At 59.5% G+C, this 16,903-nt stretch carries 18 protein-coding genes and 1 pseudogene; 12 read left to right on the top strand and 7 right to left on the bottom strand.

Annotation, left to right across the window (positions count from 1 at the left end; translation table 11 throughout):
- The first annotated feature begins 26 nt into the window (after positions 1 to 26).
- From ACF0H7_RS24010 to ACF0H7_RS23975, 8 genes are all read left to right on the top strand, one after another.
- Entirely contained in the window at positions 27 to 416 is a 390-nt protein-coding gene (locus ACF0H7_RS24010) for a tautomerase family protein (protein ID WP_397449337.1), read from the top strand.
- Between the two features lie 206 nt (positions 417 to 622).
- The gene (locus ACF0H7_RS24005) at positions 623 to 2,803 is read left to right on the top strand and encodes a TonB-dependent receptor (protein ID WP_397449336.1); all 2,181 of its coding nucleotides are present in this window, start codon (positions 623 to 625) and stop codon (positions 2,801 to 2,803) included.
- Positions 2,804 to 3,097: 294 nt separating this feature from the next.
- Positions 3,098 to 3,463, top strand: coding sequence for a 5-carboxymethyl-2-hydroxymuconate Delta-isomerase (locus ACF0H7_RS24000; protein ID WP_397449335.1), 366 nt, complete (start codon positions 3,098 to 3,100; stop codon positions 3,461 to 3,463).
- 321 nt (positions 3,464 to 3,784) lie between these two features.
- Positions 3,785 to 5,152 carry a glutamine synthetase family protein gene (locus tag ACF0H7_RS23995; RefSeq protein ID WP_397449334.1) on the top strand — a complete coding sequence of 456 codons (1,368 nt, stop codon included), beginning with the start codon at positions 3,785 to 3,787 and terminating at the stop codon, positions 5,150 to 5,152.
- A 277-nt stretch (positions 5,153 to 5,429) separates the two neighbouring features.
- On the top strand, positions 5,430 to 6,095 hold the full coding sequence (locus tag ACF0H7_RS23990; RefSeq protein WP_397449333.1) for a class I SAM-dependent methyltransferase: 666 nt from the start codon (positions 5,430 to 5,432) through the stop codon (positions 6,093 to 6,095).
- 127 nt (positions 6,096 to 6,222) lie between these two features.
- Positions 6,223 to 7,356 (top strand): ribonuclease D, encoded by a 1,134-nt coding sequence (rnd, locus tag ACF0H7_RS23985; RefSeq protein WP_397449332.1) that lies wholly within the window; start codon positions 6,223 to 6,225, stop codon positions 7,354 to 7,356.
- On the top strand, positions 7,353 to 7,646 hold the full coding sequence (locus tag ACF0H7_RS23980; RefSeq protein WP_397449331.1) for a YcgL domain-containing protein: 294 nt from the start codon (positions 7,353 to 7,355) through the stop codon (positions 7,644 to 7,646). The genes rnd and ACF0H7_RS23980 overlap by 4 nt, the downstream gene beginning before the upstream one ends.
- Before the next feature lie 94 nt (positions 7,647 to 7,740).
- Positions 7,741 to 8,673, top strand: a complete 933-nt coding sequence (locus tag ACF0H7_RS23975; protein ID WP_397449330.1) for a D-2-hydroxyacid dehydrogenase — start codon at positions 7,741 to 7,743, stop codon at positions 8,671 to 8,673.
- Between the two features lie 109 nt (positions 8,674 to 8,782).
- Here the strand turns inward: ACF0H7_RS23975 and ACF0H7_RS23970 are convergent, their stop codons facing one another.
- Positions 8,783 to 9,376 carry a nitroreductase family protein gene (locus tag ACF0H7_RS23970; RefSeq protein WP_397449329.1) on the bottom strand — a complete coding sequence of 198 codons (594 nt, stop codon included), beginning with the start codon at positions 9,374 to 9,376 and terminating at the stop codon, positions 8,783 to 8,785.
- A gap of 227 nt (positions 9,377 to 9,603) precedes the next feature.
- On the opposite strand from ACF0H7_RS23970, the gene ACF0H7_RS23965 reads away from it, so the two are divergent.
- Entirely contained in the window at positions 9,604 to 10,053 is a 450-nt protein-coding gene (locus tag ACF0H7_RS23965) for a YcgN family cysteine cluster protein (RefSeq protein WP_397449328.1), read from the top strand.
- Positions 10,054 to 10,219: 166 nt separating this feature from the next.
- Here ACF0H7_RS23965 and ACF0H7_RS23960 read toward each other — a convergent pair whose 3' ends face one another.
- The 4 genes from ACF0H7_RS23960 to ACF0H7_RS23945 form a co-directional block, all read right to left on the bottom strand.
- The gene (locus ACF0H7_RS23960; protein ID WP_397449327.1) at positions 10,220 to 10,555 is read right to left on the bottom strand and encodes a DUF2892 domain-containing protein; all 336 of its coding nucleotides are present in this window, start codon (positions 10,553 to 10,555) and stop codon (positions 10,220 to 10,222) included.
- A 76-nt stretch (positions 10,556 to 10,631) separates the two neighbouring features.
- Complete coding sequence (locus ACF0H7_RS23955) at positions 10,632 to 11,099, bottom strand: RNA methyltransferase (protein WP_397449326.1); 468 nt, start codon at positions 11,097 to 11,099, stop codon at positions 10,632 to 10,634.
- A gap of 149 nt (positions 11,100 to 11,248) precedes the next feature.
- The gene (locus ACF0H7_RS23950; protein WP_397449325.1) at positions 11,249 to 11,623 is read right to left on the bottom strand and encodes a YajD family HNH nuclease; all 375 of its coding nucleotides are present in this window, start codon (positions 11,621 to 11,623) and stop codon (positions 11,249 to 11,251) included.
- A 46-nt stretch (positions 11,624 to 11,669) separates the two neighbouring features.
- Complete coding sequence (locus tag ACF0H7_RS23945) at positions 11,670 to 12,356, bottom strand: spermidine synthase (protein WP_397449324.1); 687 nt, start codon at positions 12,354 to 12,356, stop codon at positions 11,670 to 11,672.
- Positions 12,357 to 12,453: 97 nt separating this feature from the next.
- Here ACF0H7_RS23945 and ACF0H7_RS23940 point away from each other — a divergent pair.
- Positions 12,454 to 12,699 (top strand): annotated as a pseudogene (locus tag ACF0H7_RS23940) (hypothetical protein); the annotation flags it as partial.
- Between the two features lie 116 nt (positions 12,700 to 12,815).
- Here the strand turns inward: ACF0H7_RS23940 and ACF0H7_RS23935 are convergent.
- Both ACF0H7_RS23935 and ACF0H7_RS23930 read right to left on the bottom strand, forming a co-directional pair.
- Positions 12,816 to 13,280, bottom strand: a complete 465-nt coding sequence (locus ACF0H7_RS23935) for a cyclic nucleotide-binding domain-containing protein (RefSeq protein WP_397449323.1) — start codon at positions 13,278 to 13,280, stop codon at positions 12,816 to 12,818.
- A gap of 100 nt (positions 13,281 to 13,380) precedes the next feature.
- Positions 13,381 to 15,438, bottom strand: a complete 2,058-nt coding sequence (locus tag ACF0H7_RS23930) for a S9 family peptidase (protein ID WP_397449322.1) — start codon at positions 15,436 to 15,438, stop codon at positions 13,381 to 13,383.
- A gap of 123 nt (positions 15,439 to 15,561) precedes the next feature.
- On the opposite strand from ACF0H7_RS23930, the gene ACF0H7_RS23925 reads away from it, so the two are divergent.
- Both ACF0H7_RS23925 and ACF0H7_RS23920 read left to right on the top strand, forming a co-directional pair.
- Positions 15,562 to 16,050, top strand: a complete 489-nt coding sequence (locus ACF0H7_RS23925) for an MFS transporter (RefSeq protein ID WP_397449321.1) — start codon at positions 15,562 to 15,564, stop codon at positions 16,048 to 16,050.
- A gap of 69 nt (positions 16,051 to 16,119) precedes the next feature.
- Positions 16,120 to 16,893, top strand: coding sequence for a class II glutamine amidotransferase (locus ACF0H7_RS23920; protein WP_397449320.1), 774 nt, complete (start codon positions 16,120 to 16,122; stop codon positions 16,891 to 16,893).
- Positions 16,894 to 16,903: the final 10 nt, after the last annotated feature.

Genomic DNA, 16,903 nt, shown 5'->3' with positions numbered 1-16,903 from the left:
TGCCCACTTCTCAGATAGGTCCCGCCATGCCACTCGCCAGAATCGATCTCGCCGCCGACACCTCCACCGAAGTGGTTCAAGCCATCGGCGATGTGATCTACGACGCCATGACCCGCGTCGCCAACGTCCCGGAACATGACAAATACCAAATCGTAAACCGTCACGCCGCCGATGAACTGGTGTACCCGGCGGCCGGCTATATGGGCGTGACCTACACCCCGAAAATCGTGTTTATCCAGGTGACGTGGAACACCGGCCGCAGCATCGAGGTGAAGAAGGCGTTCTACAAAGCCGTGGCGGACGGGATTCACGAAAAAACCGGGATTCGCAAAGACGACGTGTGGATCAACCTGGTCGAAGTCAATCGCGAAGATTGGTCGTTCGGTGGCGGTGAAATGCAGTACGCGCCGAAGTAACAACGGTATAAGCATCGTGCAGGAAGTCGTCATCCTGCACGATTGCCTCATCGGTTAGTTGGATTTAGTACGGGCGTACAAATACGAATAAGAAATAACAACCAATACGAATATTTATCATTTACAAATCGTTTCAAGCCCTCTATCTTGCCGGTCTTCGTCATCGTCCCGCCGGTAAGCCAATGTTTATCTTCGCTAAATCACGCATGTCCACAGCCATTTTTTGCGCGGCGACCTGCGCCTCGTTCGTACCTGCTGCCTACGCCGCCGACACGGAAGCGTCCACCTCTACAGGCATTACCCTGCCTGCCACTGCGGTGGATGCAGTTGCTGATTCCACGACACAAACCAAGGAACTGCCGTCCTACAAACTAACGGCGCCGCTGATTGATACACCGCGTTCCATTACGGTTATTCCTCAGGAAGTGATCAAGAAAAGCGGCGCGACCACGTTTACCGATGCCTTGCGCACAGTGCCCGGTATCACCTTTCTGGGTGGCGATGCGGCAGCCAACCCCTCGGCGGATCGTCCGGTGATTCGCGGTTTCGAGTCACGCAACTCGATCTTTGTCGATGGCATGCGCGATACCGGTGTGCAAAACCGTGAAACCTTCGACGTCGAACGCATCAGCGTGATCAAGGGCCCGGACTCGGTGTATGCCGGGCGCGGTGCGGTGGGGGGCAGTATCGACATCGAAACCAAGACGCCGAAGCTTGAAGACTTCCTCGACGCCAGTGTCGGTGTAGGCACTGACTCTTATAAGCGTACGACCCTGGACGTAAACCGGGTGATCGGCGACGGCACGGCGTTCCGCTTGAATGTGATGGGGCACGACGCGGATCAGCCGGGTCGTACTGATGTGTTCAGCAAGCGCTGGGGCATTGCGCCGTCGATTGCCTTTGGCCTCGGTGGACCGACGACCGTCACGCTGGGTCTGTATCACCTCAATACCGACGACATGCCTGACTTCAGCGTGCCGTTCCGTTCTACTGGTGGCACCCCTGCGTCGGAAATCAGTCGTTCGCAGTTTTATGGTCTGAAGGACCGAGACTACCGTCGTGGTCAGACGGATACCGGTGAGGTGCGCGTCGAGCACGATCTGGAGGGTAGCTGGAAGGTCAAAAACACCACCACTTACGGTCGCTCGACGCTGGACTACATTGCCACCAACCCACAGTTCACCAGCGCGAATTCTAACGTTCTGCAACTGCAAGCCAAGAGCGGCAAGTACGCAACTAACACCCTGGCCAACCAGACTGAATTGACGGGGATGACCTCGCTGTTTGGTCTGGACAATAGCGTGACCACCGGTGTCGAACTGAGCCATGAGAAGAGTCAGTACCAGGGATATCTGGTGACTGACAGCACCGGTAAGAACATTCGTACCGGTGGTTCCTGCTCGGTTGTCGGCAACTGCACCACGATCGGTAACTGGGACCCGGACATGGACTGGACCGGTACCAAGACCCTCAACGGTGATAGCTTCCCGGGCAATCCGACCTATACCACGACCAACATGGCGTCGACCTACGCGTTCGACAGCCTGAAACTGTCAGAGAAGTGGTTGCTCAATACCGGTGTGCGTCTGGATTACTACAACATCCAGGCCGAGCAGAAAGGTGCTGCCGACCTTGAGAACATTGCCAATCTGTTCAGCTATCAAGTCGGGCTGGTCTACAAACCGATCACCAACCTCAGCCTTTACACTTCCTACGGCACCTCGGCCAACCCACCGGGCGCCAATGGTGGTCTGGGCGGTGGCAGTGACCAGTTGACGGCAACCAACAGCGACCTGTCGCCGGAGCGCAGCCGCAACATTGAAGTGGGCGCCAAGTGGGATGTGCTCGACAGCCGCCTGTCGCTGACGTCGGCGATCTTCCAGACCGACAAGACCAATGCGCGGGTCAGCGACGGTCTGGGAGGCATCATCAATGCTGGCGAACAGCGTGTTCGAGGCGTCGAACTGGGCGCCGCGGGCGACCTGACCAGTAACTGGCGTGTGTTCGGCGGCTATTCCTATCTGGATGCGGTGACCACCGACGCGGGCGCTGCCAACGCGTCGGCGTCCGGTTTGCCGATGGTCATGGTGCCCAAGCACAACTTCACACTCTGGACGTATTACGACATCACGCCCGAGTGGACCGTCGGTTCGGGCATGAAAGCCTCGAGCCTGACCTATGCCTCGGTCAGTTCGACCACCAAAAAGTGGACACCGGGGTACTCGTCGTTCGACGCAATGACCTCCTACAAAATCTCCAAATCCATGGACATGCAGTTGAACGTGAAAAACCTGTTCGACCGCAAGTACTTCGCCTCGTCTTACCCGATCTACGCGACCTGGGCTGAAGGACGCTCGGCTCAGGTGACGTTTAATTTCCATTACTGAGGGTTGAGGGGCGTGGAGCGGTGTGCCTGACACACCGCCTAAGTGATAAACCGCTGATTCCGCAGCCCGGCTTGCCGGCAATGGCGATTTTATCGACGTAGACGCCGGCAAGGCGGACTTCATCAATCTGGATGTCGCCTACGATGAGCGCTCGCTGGGACATGTTCGTATCCTCGGGGATGACTGAATGTTCTGTGGTAACTGCAAGCACACCTTTCTGGACCCGCTTGCTTCCTCGGGGCACAACGGATTAAGGTCCTTGCCTCATTCCTGCCGCTCATCCAGAGAGTCCCCATGCCCCACGTCACGATGGAATACACCGCGAACCTGCCGCAACTGGATGTTGCCAAAACACTGCTGGTGCTGAACCAGACGCTGTTGATCTCGGGGCATTTCGGGGCGGAGATGGATATCAAGAACCGCGCCATCCCGCTGGAGTTTTTCCAGGTGGGCACCACGGCGGCTTCGCGAGGTTTTGTCCATGTAAAGCTGGCGCTGTTGAGTGGGCGGTCTGCCGAAGTGAAGAAAGTCCTGTCGGAAAGCCTGCTGACTGCGCTGCGGGATTCTGCGACCTGGCCAGCGGAGGTCGAGGTGCAACTCAGCGTCGAAGTGGTGGATCTTGATCGTGAGTCCTACGCCAAGGCAGTGATTCGCGGCTAAATCTGGCGGGCGATTGTTTAGTCGCGTCATACGCCAGCTTAGTCAAAACTGGATTTAATCCGCGATGGTTGGCATGTGACGCTGCACGTCTCTTCAGTCTGCAGCGTTTTACATGGACGGCACCGCGCCAAGTCTCAGTGCACTTCCTTCCGAACTCGCGTTTTGGGCGCTGTGGCATTGCCGTCATGCCCGCCCACCGGATCTTGCTTTTCCTGATTGAACCCCATTGAACGTCGCTTGATGCCATAGCGCATCGAGCGGCCTGTGAGTTGATCAGCCGCACGCGCCCCTGCGTGCGCCGGCCTGGAAAAGTGAATCATCATGACCTTTGCCTCTTCGCAAGAAGCCCTGAGTTTTCTCGAACGCCATCCCGATATCGAAATGTTCGAGTTGTTCATCCTCGACAACAACGGCGTGCCTCGCGGTAAGTTGCTGCACCGCGATGAGCTACTGGCCGTGTACCAAAGCGGTCGCCCGCTGCCCAGTACGATTCTGGGGTTGACGATCAATGGCGACGACGTGGAAAACTCCGGGCTGGTGTGGGACGTCGGCGATATCGACTGCCGGGCTTATCCATTGCCCGGCAGTTTGCAACGCATGCCGTGGCGGCAGATTCCGACGGCAGCGGTGCAGGTCAGCATGCACCCGGAGCAAGGTCTGCCAGCGACGGTTGCCGACCCACGCCGGTTGTTGGCCAAGGTCATCGACGGCCTCAAGGCCGAGGGTTATTACCCGGTGATGGCGGCGGAGCTGGAGTTTTATTTGCTCGATCGCCAGCGTGACAGCAGCGGCCGGCCACAGCCCCATCGCGACGCGGATGGCGGTCGACCAGTGGCAACTCAGGTTTATGGTCTGCGCGAGCTGGAACAAATCGAGCCGTTCCTTGCCGACCTCTACAGCGCCTGTAAACTGCAAGGCATTCCGGCACGCACGGCGATTTCCGAATACGCGCCGGGGCAGGTGGAAATCACCCTGGAGCACCGCGCTGATGCCCTGCAAGCGATGGACGAAGCGGTGCGTTACAAGCGGCTGGTCAAAGGCGTGGCGCACAAGCACGGGATGATTGCCTGTTTCATGGCCAAGCCGTTCGATGATCAGGCGGGCACCGGCTTGCACATGCACATCAGTCTGGCCGACGAGCAGGGCAATAATCTGTTCGCCAGCGAAGCCAAAGATGGCACGCCGTTGTTGCGTCAGGCAGTGGCCGGGATGTTGACCACGCTGCTCGATTCCTTATTGATGTTCTGCCCGAACGCCAACTCCTATCGACGCTTCCAGAGCAACAGCTACGCACCGTTGGCCGCAACCTGGGGCGTGGATAACCGCACCGTCAGCCTGCGGGTGCCGGGAGGGCCGGCCGCTACGCGGCATATCGAACACCGGATCTGCGGCGCGGATGCCAATCCGTACCTGGCCGCAGCTGCGATTCTGGCGGGCATTCATCTGGGTATTCGTCAGCGCCTCGACCCCGGCGCGCCGGTTGAGGGCAATGGCTATGCGCAAGATTCGCAACGGTTGCCCACCGATTGGCTGACAACCCTGCGTGCACTGGAACGCTCGACTTGGGCCAAGGAGGTTTTTGGCGATGAGTTTTTGCGGGTTTTTCTGGCGGTGAAAAACGCGGAGTACCGGCAATTCATGGGCGAAGTAGGCGAACAGGACTGGCGCTGGTATTTGCAGCAAGCCTAGGCGCAGTGGCAACCGTTGAATAAACGGAATAACCGTTTTGTTGAATTACCTACGGAGAAACAAGCCGTTATAGCGCCTTTGTTCGCGTTGTTTTCACAAAAAATTGATGGTCGGTTGATTAAGGTTTATGACGTCTGAGGAGTTTATCGATTCAGTCTGTCCTGACAGCGCGAGCCGGTGACTTCATTAAACAAACAGTTTTTTCATATAGCAGAGTGTCATGCTGAAAGTTGAAGCCTTACGCTCTGAACCCGACGCCGAGCCGTCCGAGCACCTTATGGATTCAGACACTTCCAGGCAGAGCGAGCCGCCCGCCCAGCGCTATCTGGAGAAGGAGTCGTTTGGCTTGACCGGACGCCTGACCCACTGGCGCGAAGAGCAACTGGCTCGCCACGCGTTAAAAGTGGCGGGGGAGCCGGGGCTTGTCCTTGACTTGCCCTCCGGCATGGGGCGTTTCTGGCCGGTGCTCACCGAACACAGCAACCGGGTAGTGTTGGCGGCCGATCATTCGCCGGAGATGCTGGCGGCGGCCGAGGCCGGTTTCCCCAGTGAGAAACTGGCGCGAATCAAGACGTTCCAGACCTCGCCGCTGTCCATCGACTTGTCGGCGAATGCGGTCGACTGCATTTTTTGCATGCGCCTGTTCCATCGCCTGGCCGACGGTGAGCATCGTTCGGCCATTTTGCGTGAGTTCCATCGCGTCACCCGCGACACGGTGATCGTCGCCCTATGGGTAGACGGCAATATCAAATCCTGGCGGCGCAAGCGTCTGGAGCGGGTAAGGGCCAGCGCCCAACCAGCCATCAGCCGCATGAACCGCTTCGTGGTCAGTCGCCTGGTGATAGAAAACGAATTCACCCAGGCGGGTTTCCAGATCCTCGCGCACCATGATGTGCTTCCCGGCTACGCCATGTGGCGGGTCTATGTGCTGCGCAAATCCTAGACTAATCCGATAATCGGTCTGATATTTCCCCCGTGTTCCTCCGAAGTTGTTCAAGACTTGCAGTGCGCATGCGCGGTAATGGTCGAGGGCGATATATACTGCGCGCCATTCTTCAAGGGAGAGCCGTGTGGCCATCGATATTCACTGGATTCGCGACGACGCCAGCCTCGCCCAACATTGCGTCGAATGGCAATCATTGCCGTTTGTCGCCCTCGACACCGAATTCATGCGGGTCGACACCTTCTATCCCATCGCCGCGCTGCTGCAGATCGGCGACGGCTCGCGCGCGTTCCTGATTGATCCGTTACTGATCAACGACTGGGCGCCGTTGTCGGCGTTACTGGAAAACCCCGCTGTCATCAAGGTGGTGCACGCCTGCAGCGAAGACCTGGAAGTGCTGCTGCGCTTGACGGGCAGCCTGCCGGCGCCGTTATTCGACACCCAATTGGCGGCTGCGTACCTGAACCTTGGCTTCTCGATGGGCTATTCGCGTCTGGTCCAGGAAGTGCTGGGGATCGAGCTGCCCAAGGGCGAAACCCGCTCCGACTGGCTGCAACGCCCGCTGTCCGACACCCAGATCAGCTACGCGGCGGAAGACGCCGTGCACCTGGCCGAGGTCTACAGCATCTTGCAGCCCAAGCTGTCGGCGGATAAGCACGCCTGGTTGCTGGACGATGGTGCTGAACTGGTCGCCAACTTGCGTCGGGAAACCGATCCTTACGAGGTTTATCGCGACGCCAAGTTGGCGTGGAAGCTGTCTCGGGCTCAGTTGGGCGTGCTGCGTGAGCTGTGTGCCTGGCGCGAGCGTGAGGCGCGTGCGCGTAACTTGCCGCGCAACCGGATCGTCCGTGAGCATTCGCTGTGGCCCCTGGCCAGAACTCAGCCGGATAACCTTGCCGCTTTGGCGAAGATCGAAGACATTCACCCCAAAACTGTGCGCCAGGACGGCGAGTTTCTGATCAGTCTGATCAAGACCGCTGCCAGCCTGCCGCCGGATCAGTGGCCGCCTGCGTTGCCCGAGCCGTTGCCGATCGAAGCGTCCGCCGTGTTGAAAAACCTGCGCGTGATCGGTCAGCAATACGCCGAGCAACTGAACATGGCCCCTGAGCTGATGCTGCGCAAGAAAACCCTCGAAGCCTTGCTGAAAAGCGGCTACCCCGACGGTCCTTATCAATTGCCGGATTCGCTGCGTGGCTGGCGCCGCGAACTGATGGGCCAGGCGCTGCTCGACAGCCTGGCCACTGCTGGAGAACAGCTTTGAAACGTATTTGCTCGATTTATAAAAGCCCGAAAAGAAACGAGATGTACCTCTATGTGCTCAAAAGCGATGCGCTCAAGCGTGTACCGCCCGAGTTGATGGTCGCCTTCGGCTCGCCCGTTCATACCTTCGATATGGTGCTCAGTCCCGAGCGCAAGCTGTCCCGCGAGGACATCGTGCAAGTGCTGGAAAACCTCGACAAGCAGGGCTACCACCTGCAAATGCCACCGGCAGAAGACGAGTACATCGAGCACTTGCCAGAAGAGCTGCTGCGCCGCAACGATCCGATGTGATCAGCGGTTTCGCGGTGTTTTTCAAATGCGCCTTGATCTGACGGGGGTTAGCCCTGTCGACGGCCGCATGTTTTGTTTTGATAGGTTTTGAGCCATGCGCGTTCTGATTGCCGAACACGATTACCCGCTGTACACCCAATTGTTGAAACAAGCGGCGCCCGATATTGAAGTCTTGAGCACCGGCGATTCGGCCGAGCTGGCAGGGTATGCCGCTGACTGTCCGGTCTGGTTGGGTCAACCGGACTTGCTGGCCACCCTGGTGCGCCAAGGTCACACCCCGGCCTGGCTGCAATCGACCTGGGCCGGCATCACCCCGTTGCTGGCTGAAGGCTTGTCGCGCAATTATCGTCTGACCCGCGCGGTGGGCATTTTTGGTCAGGTCATGGCCGAGTTCGTGCTGACCTACATGCTCGGCCATGAACGTGAAGTGCTGGCGCGACTGGTCAGCCAGGTCGAGCGCAAATGGGATAGCCGCCTGGGCCAGAGTCTGGCGGGGCGCAAGGCGCTGATTGTCGGTGCTGGCGATATCGGACTGTGCGTGGCGCAGTTTCTACAGCCGTTTGGCGTGGAAACCTTTGGCATCGCTTCTTCTCCACGGGCTCAGGTGCCGTTCGTCGAAGTCGGTGGCATGGCCGATCTGCCGCGTTTGGTTGGCGAAGTGGATTACGTGATCAACTTGTTGCCGAATACGCCAGCGACCCATGACCTGTACAACGCGAAACTGTTCGCCCAATTCAAGCCGACGGCGCTGTTCATCAACGTCGGACGTGGCGTGGCGGTGGTGGATGCGGATCTGGTGGAAGCGCTGAAGGAAGGGCACCTTGCCGGGGCAGTGATCGACGTTTGCCGTCAGGAACCGTTGCCGCAACGTCACCCGTTCTGGACCGCCTGGGGCTTGTTGTTGACCGGGCACAGCGCCGCGCCGACCTCGCCAGCGGCGATGGTGCAGTTGTTTGTCGAGAACCTGCGGGCATTTGAAGCGGGAACTGCACTGCGCGGCGAAGTGGATTTCACGCGCGGGTATTGACCAATATCCCTGTAGGAGCCAACTGGTTGGCGAGCAGCTTGACGCGGTGTGTCTGGCACACCGCCTCGCGAACAAGTTCGCTCCTACAGAAAAGTGGCGTCTTGGCTGGTTACAAGCTGAAATCACCCTCAGCCGCCAGCTCTTCCAGCGGACGACGCGGGCTTGGTGTTTCGCGGGCTTGCAGGTACTCGGCCAGGGTCGACTTGTCGCCCAGTTTGCCGATCGCTACCGCTGCGTGCAAAACGTAGCCTTCAGGGATCTTCAGTTCCTTGCGCGTCAATTCCTGATCAAAACCGGCCATGCCATGGGTGTGCCAGCCGCTCAGGCTGGCTTGCAGCGCCAAATGGCCCCAGGCCGAACCGGTGTCGAAGGTGTGCCACAGGGCCGGGGTTTCTTCAGTCGCGCCCGGTGCAGTGAAGGTGGTTTTCGAGATCACGATCACCAACGCCGACGCGTGCTGAGCCCAGCCACGGTTGAATTCATTCAGCAGGCCCAGGAAACGCTCCCAGTTCGGCGTGTCGCGGCGCGCGTAGAGAAATCGCCATGGCTGCGAGTTGTAGGCCGAAGGCGCCCAGCGCGCGGCTTCGAAGAAGCTCAGCAGGGTTTCCTGGTTGATGGCCTCGCCGGTGAAGGCGCGTGGTGACCAGCGGTCGGTGAATTGAGAATGGATCGGGTAATCGGCGACGCGAGTGTTGGCGCTCATAAATATCCTGATGGGAGGTTGAACAATAGAAAAGCCGGCGCGGGCGTTAGCTCAGGCTGGCTGGAACAAGATGGGCCGTGGTCGGCAAACATCGGGAATTCGGGCAAGTAAAATTACTGCGCCGCCCGTCATCTGACAAGCCCGCGTTTATCCTGACCCTTGGCCCGCGCCTTCCATAGCACTAGACTGGCGGCCTTTTCACTCTTCGATGCTGATTGCCCAAACCCATGGCCGCTAAAGTTGAACCCTTCTGGATACGCAAAACCCTCGAACAACTCGATCAGGCCGAGTGGGAGTCGCTGTGCGACGGCTGCGGTTTGTGCTGCTTGCAAAAACTTGAAGATGAAGAGGACAACAGCGTTTATTACACGCGAATCGCCTGCAAGTTGCTGGACCTGAAAACCTGCCAGTGCACCGACTACAGTAACCGTCGCGCCAGCGTGCCGGACTGCATTCAACTGACGCCGGGCCAGGCGGACCAATTCAAGTGGCTGCCACCGACCTGCGGTTACCGGCTGGTCAGTGAAGGCAAAGACCTGCCACTGTGGCATCACCTGGTCTGCGGCGACCGCGACGCGGTGCACCATGAACGCATCTCGCAGTCTGGGCGCATGCTCAGCGAGAACAGCGTGTCCGAAGACGATTGGGAAGATCACCTGATTTTTCGCGCGGGTTAATCGCTGATCACCCTGTTGTACACGGAGCCCTAAGCCCGTTGGTGCAGTAACACCGCAATTCCCTTGTAGGAGCGAGCGTGTTCGCGAGGCGATATACCTGATGTATCCCAATCAAACTGCTCGCCAACAAGTTGGCTCCTACAGAGTCGTTTTTTCAGTAGGTTGTTTACTTAGGCTGCTCAGCCGCAATTTCCGCCCGGGTCTTCAACTGGCTCAGCTCAGCGCCGACGCGCTCGATGTGCGAGCGGGCCTTGCTCATGTCGCTGCGGCCCTGTTCGATCAGGTCTTTCGCCGCGCAATGACCGGTGATCCCACGGGCCAGGACGGCACCGCCAATCGCCAGTTGAATCAAGCCCAGGACGCCGCCGCGACGCAGGCCCTTGCCCATCATCAGCACGCCGCCCGCCAGCGATCCGATACGCTCCCAGCCCTGCACGTTTTGCGCCGGCTGCGTTTGGAACGGCGTGAAGTCAATGCGTTCGACGCGTGGAATATCGCTCATGATCGTTCTCCATGCTCAGATAAGGTGAGTTCACTAAAGCTGACTGCCTCAGGGTAAATCTGTTCCATCGACAACGTCAGAACTTGGGCCCGGAGCGGGTGTTATTGCCCTTGGCCATGCGGTCGTAAAGCACGACGTTGACGGTGGCCGCGAGGTTCATGCAGCCAGTGGTGGGGATGTACACCACGTCTTCGCACCAGTCGCGGATGCTTTTATCCAGCGAGCCGTCTTCCGGACCGAAGATGTAGATCGCACGGTCGGGATGGGTGTATTCGGGCAGCGAACGGGCGCCTTCGACCAGTTCCACGGCCACCGGCACGCAGCCCAGGGGAATGATTTTTTTCAGGTCGTCGATGCCGATCAGCGGAATGTCCTGGTGGACTTTCTTGGTGTCGGTGACGAAGTCGCGGGCACGTTCATAACGTGTACCGGTGTAGAACACGGACGCAACGCCATAGCAGCCAGCCGCGCGCATCACCGAACCGACGTTCTCCGGGGATTTGGGGTTATACAAACCAATGCAGCTGTACCGTTTATTCGCCACGTGCGGGTGCTCTTGAAGGAAGGCTGGCGATTATACGGTAATACCTGGCAGGAGCGGGCTTGCCCGCGATCGGCTTGACGCGGTGTGCCTGACACACCGCCATCGCGGGCAATCGAGTGTCGACCGGCCGTTCCTACAGATCGAAGGTGTTACTCGTCCTTCTTCATCAACCCGGCCAGCGCGGCGAAGGGGTTGTGCGTGGCCTTGGCGATTTTCGGGCTGCTGGTCGAGCCTTCCGAGAAATACTGCTGATCGGTATAACGCGAGTGCTCGTTATCGTGGCAGTACAGGCACAGCAACTCCCAGTTGGAACCGTCTTGGGGGTTGTTGTCGTGGTTGTGGTCGCGGTGGTGCACGGTCAGCTCGCTCAGGCGCTTGCCGGCAAACTCACGGGCGCAGCGGCCACACACGTGGGGGTACATCTTCAGCGCTTTATCGCGATAGCCCATCTCACGGTCGCGTTGGGCGTCGGCAAGGATGCGATCCAGCTTGGCGGTGTGGGAGGGTGGATTTGCCGAGCTCATGGTGTCACCTGTGTTCTGTTCAGTAATAGGGGCAGTCTAGCGCTTTTCAGCCTTTGAGTTTTTCCGCGATCCAGATGGTATGGCGCGTGCCCTTGTTGCCATGGGCAAACACCTGGACTTCTTCCGCCTTGAAACCGGCCTTGCGCAGCTTGTCGGAAAACTTCTGATCGGCGCTGGCCGACCACACCGCAAGAATGCCTTTGGGCCGCAAGGCCTGGGCGCACGCACTCAGGCCGCCCGAAGAATACAGCCAGCTATTGGATTTCTGCGTCAGGCCTTCGGGGCCGTTGTCGACATCGAGCATGATCGCGTCGAAGCCCTTGGGTTCGCTTTTCAATACTTGGGCAACATCCTGAATCACTACTTTTGCCCGTGGGTCGAGCAGCGGGTTACCGGATTTTTCACCCAGCGGCCCACGGTTCCACTCGACCACGCCCGGCACCAGTTCGGCCACTACCACTTCGGCGTTCTTGCCCAGGTGCTTGAGCGCGGAGGCGAGGGTGAAGCCCATGCCCAGGCCGCCGATCAACACCCGTGGCATCACGCGATGGGTGACCTGCTTGCAGGGGATTTCGGCCAGCGCGTCTTCGGAACCGTGCATGCGCGTGTTCATCAACTGGCCGCCGTCGCCGCCCTGAATCTTGATCACGAAATCTTCGCCGTACTCGAACAGGCACAAGGCACCGCCGTTATCGGGAATCGGAGTGGTGTCGAGTAGAACGAAACGTTTCATTGAGCACTCAATAGGCAGGAAAATTTTCAAGGGGCAACTTTGTCGCGCAAGGAGTAGCCTGAGGCGGACAAAATTTGCGTGGCATCGGAGGCCATTGATGAAGCGCTCTATTCTAACGGCGATTGTTCTGGCAACGCTCTCGGTAAGTGCCGTTGGTGCAGACATTCTGCAACCCGTACCCAGTGTGCCGTCGCCCGGTTCGCCGGGAACCGCCACGCCGACCCCGTATCCGCAGGTCGTGCCGCCGAGTATTCCGCGTGTTGGGGGCAATGAAGGTAATCCGCCGTTGCTGCCGAAAATCGATATTCCCGGCCCACCCAAAGACCAGCCGTTGCCAGGCTTGCCTGTCCCGGGGGCGCCGAATGCCGGCCAGTCGACTCAGATCGTGCCCGACGACATACCGCCGAACGACCCTGAGCCCAGCGAAGACGCCAGGCGAAAACTCAAACCCTGAGAGCCCTATTGCGACAGCAACTGGCCGTCCACCATGCGCAGCCGTTTGGACAGCGCCACGGCAATCGCCCGAATGATTTTTGCCGCGACCTTGGGCGACTCGTTGAGCATTTTATCCAGCGAGTCCTTGCCCAGGTTCAGCAGGTGACAGCGGCTGGCGGCGACGCAACTGGCTGAGCGGCGTTCGCCATCCAGCACGGCCATTTCGCCAAACGCGCCTTTGCGCAGCAGGGCGATTTCGACCGGCTGCCCCTCGCTATTGCGTTTGCGCACCGACACCGTGCCGGAATTGATGATGCACATGAAACTGCCGGCATCGCCTTCCTGGAAGATCGCCTGACCTTGTTCAATCGAGGTAATGCTGAAATAACCCGCAGCCGCCAGGAAGTCGGCGGGCAGCAAGGCGTTGAACAAACCGCAGTCCATCAATAGGTCGCGGATCTCGCTGTTGAGGAAGGAAGCGTCTGGCATGGCGGCTTGATCTTGTTGTTGGGTAGGTAGTGGGTTACACGTAAAAAGGGCCCGCAGCGGCGGACCCAGTCATAAGACAAGACAATGGGCGCGAGTTCCCTCAGCTTAGTTGCAGCACCTTAAACACGAATGCATATTCCAGCGCCACGTCACGCAAGCCCTGATAACGCCCGCTCATGCCGCCATGTCCAGCGCCCAGTTCGGTCTTGAGCAGCAGCAGATTGTCGTCGGTTTTGCTGGCGCGCAATTTGGCCACCCACTTCGCCGCCTCCCAATACTGCACGCGGCTGTCGTTATAGCCAGCAATCACCAGAGTTGCCGGATAGTGCTGGGCACTGACGTTTTCGTACGGCGCATAACCCTTGATCCGTTCATAAACCTCGGCGTCTTGCGGGTTGCCCCATTCGTCATACTCAGTAACCGTCAGCGGCAGGTCCGGATCAAGCATGGTGTTGAGAACGTCGACAAACGGTACTTCGGCAATCGCCGCCTTGAACAATTCCGGACGCTGATTGAGCACCGCGCCGATCAGCAATCCACCCGCGCTGCCGCCACTGATTACCAGTTGCCCGGCGCTGGTCAATCCGTTGTCGATCAGGTGCTCGGCGCAGGCAATGAAGTCGCTGAAGGTGTTGGCTTTGTGTTCCTGCTTGCCATTGCGGTACCAGGCTTCGCCCAGTTCCCCGCCGCCACGCACGTGGGCGATGGCGAAGGCGATGCCACGATCCAGCAGGCTCAGGCGCGCATGGGAGAACCACGGGTCGAGGCTTTCGCCGTAAGCGCCGTAGCCGTACAAATACAGCGGCGTGGCCTGACCTTGCAGCTCGCGTTTGACCACCAGGCTGATCGGCACCTGCGTACCGTCCGGCGCCGTCGCCCACAATCGTTGGCTGACGTAGGCGTCGGCGTCGAAGGTGCCGAGCACCGGGGTTTCCTTGAGCACCACTTGCTCGCCGCTGGCCAGGGTCAACTGGCGCACTTGCGCCGGTCGATTCAGCGACTGATAGCGCAGGCGAATCGCGTCGCTTTTGAATTCCAGAGTGTCCTGCACATACAGGCTGTAGGCGGCGTCGGGCAATTGCACGCGGTAGGTCGGCAGACCGTGTGGGTGGACCTCGATGATCGGCAGACCGCCTTCGCGCAGGCTCAGGGTCATGGCTTCAGCGTTGAGGCTCATGGCTTCGAGCATCACGCTGTCGCTGTGCGGGACCAGGGTTTGCCAGTCCTGAGGCACGGGTACGCCGCTGGTTTTTTCCGGGGCGTGGTACAGGGCGAAGTTGATGCCGCTCTGGTTACTGCGGATAAACCAGGTCCAGACACCGTCGAGTTGCCCGTGGTCGGGGAAATACTCGTGATTTTCGACCCGTGGCGCCATGCAGATAAAGGCTTGATCGGGTTTGTCCGCGTCCAGCAGCCAGGCTTCGCTGGTGGTCTTGCTGTTGAGCAGCAAGATCAACTGCCGCTCCGAACTGCTGCGATAGCAATGCAGGAAGAAACGCCCGTCCGGCTCGTTGAACACCAGATCGGCGGAATCGCTGCCCAGTTTATGGCGATAGAGTTTGTGCGGGCGGTGGGTGTCGTCCAGTTCGCCGAAGAACAGCGTCTGATTGTCGTTGGCCCACGTCATGCTGCCGTCGCAGTCTTCGAAGGGCAGGGTGGTGAGCTGGCCGTTGCTCAGCTCTTTGACGTACAGCTGGTAAACCTCTTCGCCTGTGGTATCGAGGCTGTAGGCCAGGCGCTGGTGGTCCGGGCTGATGCTGAAGGCGCCCAGTGAGAAGAAACCGCCGGCCGCCAGTACATTGGGGTCCAGCAGCAATTCTTCGTGGCTTTCGTCCACCGTCAGCGAATGATCAGCCGGGCGCGGGCAACGGTAGTGGCGGGCGTATTCGTCCCCTTCGGTAGTGCGCGTGTAGTACAGGTACGGTCCCCACGGCGAAGGCAGCGACAGATCGGTTTCGAGGATGCGGCCCTTGATCTCCTGGAACAGGGTTTCACGCAGGGCGTCCTGATCGGCCAGCTGCGCTTCCTGATAGTCGTTCTCGGCCTTGAGGTAGTCGAGCACCTCGTCGGTGTCGCGGTTCTGCAGCCAGGCATACGGGTCGGAACCGGCGTCCTGACGAGCGACTGGCGCAGTGGAGCGGAGGGTGGATGAAGGCATGCTGGGCTCTCTTTAGCGAAAGAAAAATCGGTGGTCAGCGCTGCACGTCCAACGATTACTGACGTCAGGGAAGCCGGGCTAACGAAAAGCCGTTATCATAAGCGCCTCTTTACCTGGCTTACCATGAACGTCATGAACGAGAACGACTACCTGCTGGCCTGGGGCCTTTACGCTTTTGCCGCTTTCGGCTGCCTGATGGTGGCGTTCAAGCTGACCGGCTGGATGTGGCGCTGGCTGCGCGAGCCACTGCGTGTGATCGTCGCGGTGGTGCTGTTCAGTCCTACCATTATTGACCCGGTGAAGGAAAAATTCGCGCCGGCCGTGGCGATTACCGCGCTGGACCTGGCATTCAAGGTCGGCAGCAACGTCTGGCGTGCGCTGTCGGACTTGGCGATGTACGCGATGATCGCCCTTGGCGTGTACATCGTCTTCGCCCTGATTCGCTGGCCGATCGAGCGCGGTCGCAGGGCCCGGGTGGCGCTGGCGGCCGAGCAGGCGGCTGCGGTGAAGGCCGATGACCAGCCCTATGCGCCGGCCGACGACAACCGCTACGGGCGCAAGCCCGCACCCCCTCCTGCCCCTAGCCGTGCGCGGGTTGAACCACGCCTGTAGACTTTGCTTCGTTGCAGGACGCGCGGGCGCGTCCCGCACTGCTGAACGTATTGAAGCGAGAGTTTGAGCATGTGTGAACTACTGGGCATGAGTGCCAACGTACCGACCGACATCGTGTTCAGCTTCACCGGGCTGATGCAGCGCGGCGGGCGTACCGGCCCGCATCGCGACGGCTGGGGCATCGCCTTCTATGAAGGACGCGGCCTGCGCCTGTTTCAGGACCCGGCGGCCAGCAGCGAGTCGCAAGTCGCAGAGCTGGTGCAGCGTTACCCGATCAAAAGCGAAGTGGTCATTGGTCACATTCGTCAGGCCAACGTCGGCAAGGTCTGTCTGGCCAACACCCATCCTTTCGTCCGCGAGCTCTGGGGCCGTAACTGGTGCTTCGCGCACAACGGCCAACTGGCGGACTTCAATCCTCGTGCCACGTTCTATCGCCCGGTCGGCGATACCGACAGCGAGGCCGCGTTCTGTGACCTGCTCAATCGGGTCCGCGAAGCCTTTCCGGAGCCTGTGGACGTCGAACAGTGGTTGCCGACGTTGGTCGAAGCCTGTAGCGAGTATCGAAACAAAGGTGTGTTCAACTGCCTGCTGAGCGACGGCGACTGGCTGTTCTGTTTTTGCTCCAGCAAGCTGGCGCACATCACTCGCCGAGCACCGTTCGGCCCGGCACGCTTGAAGGATGTCGACGTGATTGTCGATTTCCAGGCCGAAACCACCGCCAACGACGTGGTCACGGTGATCGCCACCGAACCGCTGACTGAAAACGAGACCTGGACGCGTTATGAGCCGGGACAATGGAACCTGTGGCGCCGCGGAGAATGCGTGAGTCGGGGCCAGGCCTGAGGAGAGGGAT

Source organism: Pseudomonas sp. NA-150 (assembly GCF_044336365.1).
Taxonomy (GTDB): Bacteria; Pseudomonadota; Gammaproteobacteria; order Pseudomonadales; family Pseudomonadaceae; genus Aquipseudomonas.
The sequence above is the reverse complement of the archived record's forward strand: the minus strand, read 5'-3'. Positions and strand labels throughout refer to the sequence as shown.

Bases quoted from the DNA above. Each gene is read 5' to 3' on its own strand.
- ACF0H7_RS24000 (WP_397449335.1), top strand. From the start codon at position 3,098: ATGCCCCACGTCACGATGGAATACACCGCGAACCTGCCGCAACTGGAT.
- ACF0H7_RS23965 (WP_397449328.1), top strand. From the start codon at position 9,604: ATGGCCGCTAAAGTTGAACCCTTCTGGATACGCAAAACCCTCGAACAA.
- ACF0H7_RS23945 (WP_397449324.1), bottom strand. From the start codon at position 12,356: ATGAAACGTTTCGTTCTACTCGACACCACTCCGATTCCCGATAACGGC.
- ACF0H7_RS23930 (WP_397449322.1), bottom strand. From the start codon at position 15,438: ATGCCTTCATCCACCCTCCGCTCCACTGCGCCAGTCGCTCGTCAGGAC.
- ACF0H7_RS23950 (WP_397449325.1), bottom strand. From the start codon at position 11,623: ATGAGCTCGGCAAATCCACCCTCCCACACCGCCAAGCTGGATCGCATC.
- ACF0H7_RS23920 (WP_397449320.1), top strand. From the start codon at position 16,120: ATGTGTGAACTACTGGGCATGAGTGCCAACGTACCGACCGACATCGTG.
- ACF0H7_RS23925 (WP_397449321.1), top strand. From the start codon at position 15,562: ATGAACGTCATGAACGAGAACGACTACCTGCTGGCCTGGGGCCTTTAC.
- ACF0H7_RS24005 (WP_397449336.1), top strand. From the start codon at position 623: ATGTCCACAGCCATTTTTTGCGCGGCGACCTGCGCCTCGTTCGTACCT.
- ACF0H7_RS23960 (WP_397449327.1), bottom strand. From the start codon at position 10,555: ATGAGCGATATTCCACGCGTCGAACGCATTGACTTCACGCCGTTCCAA.
- ACF0H7_RS23995 (WP_397449334.1), top strand. From the start codon at position 3,785: ATGACCTTTGCCTCTTCGCAAGAAGCCCTGAGTTTTCTCGAACGCCAT.
- ACF0H7_RS23975 (WP_397449330.1), top strand. From the start codon at position 7,741: ATGCGCGTTCTGATTGCCGAACACGATTACCCGCTGTACACCCAATTG.
- ACF0H7_RS24010 (WP_397449337.1), top strand. From the start codon at position 27: ATGCCACTCGCCAGAATCGATCTCGCCGCCGACACCTCCACCGAAGTG.
- ACF0H7_RS23935 (WP_397449323.1), bottom strand. From the start codon at position 13,280: ATGCCAGACGCTTCCTTCCTCAACAGCGAGATCCGCGACCTATTGATG.
- ACF0H7_RS23970 (WP_397449329.1), bottom strand. From the start codon at position 9,376: ATGAGCGCCAACACTCGCGTCGCCGATTACCCGATCCATTCTCAATTC.
- ACF0H7_RS23990 (WP_397449333.1), top strand. From the start codon at position 5,430: ATGGATTCAGACACTTCCAGGCAGAGCGAGCCGCCCGCCCAGCGCTAT.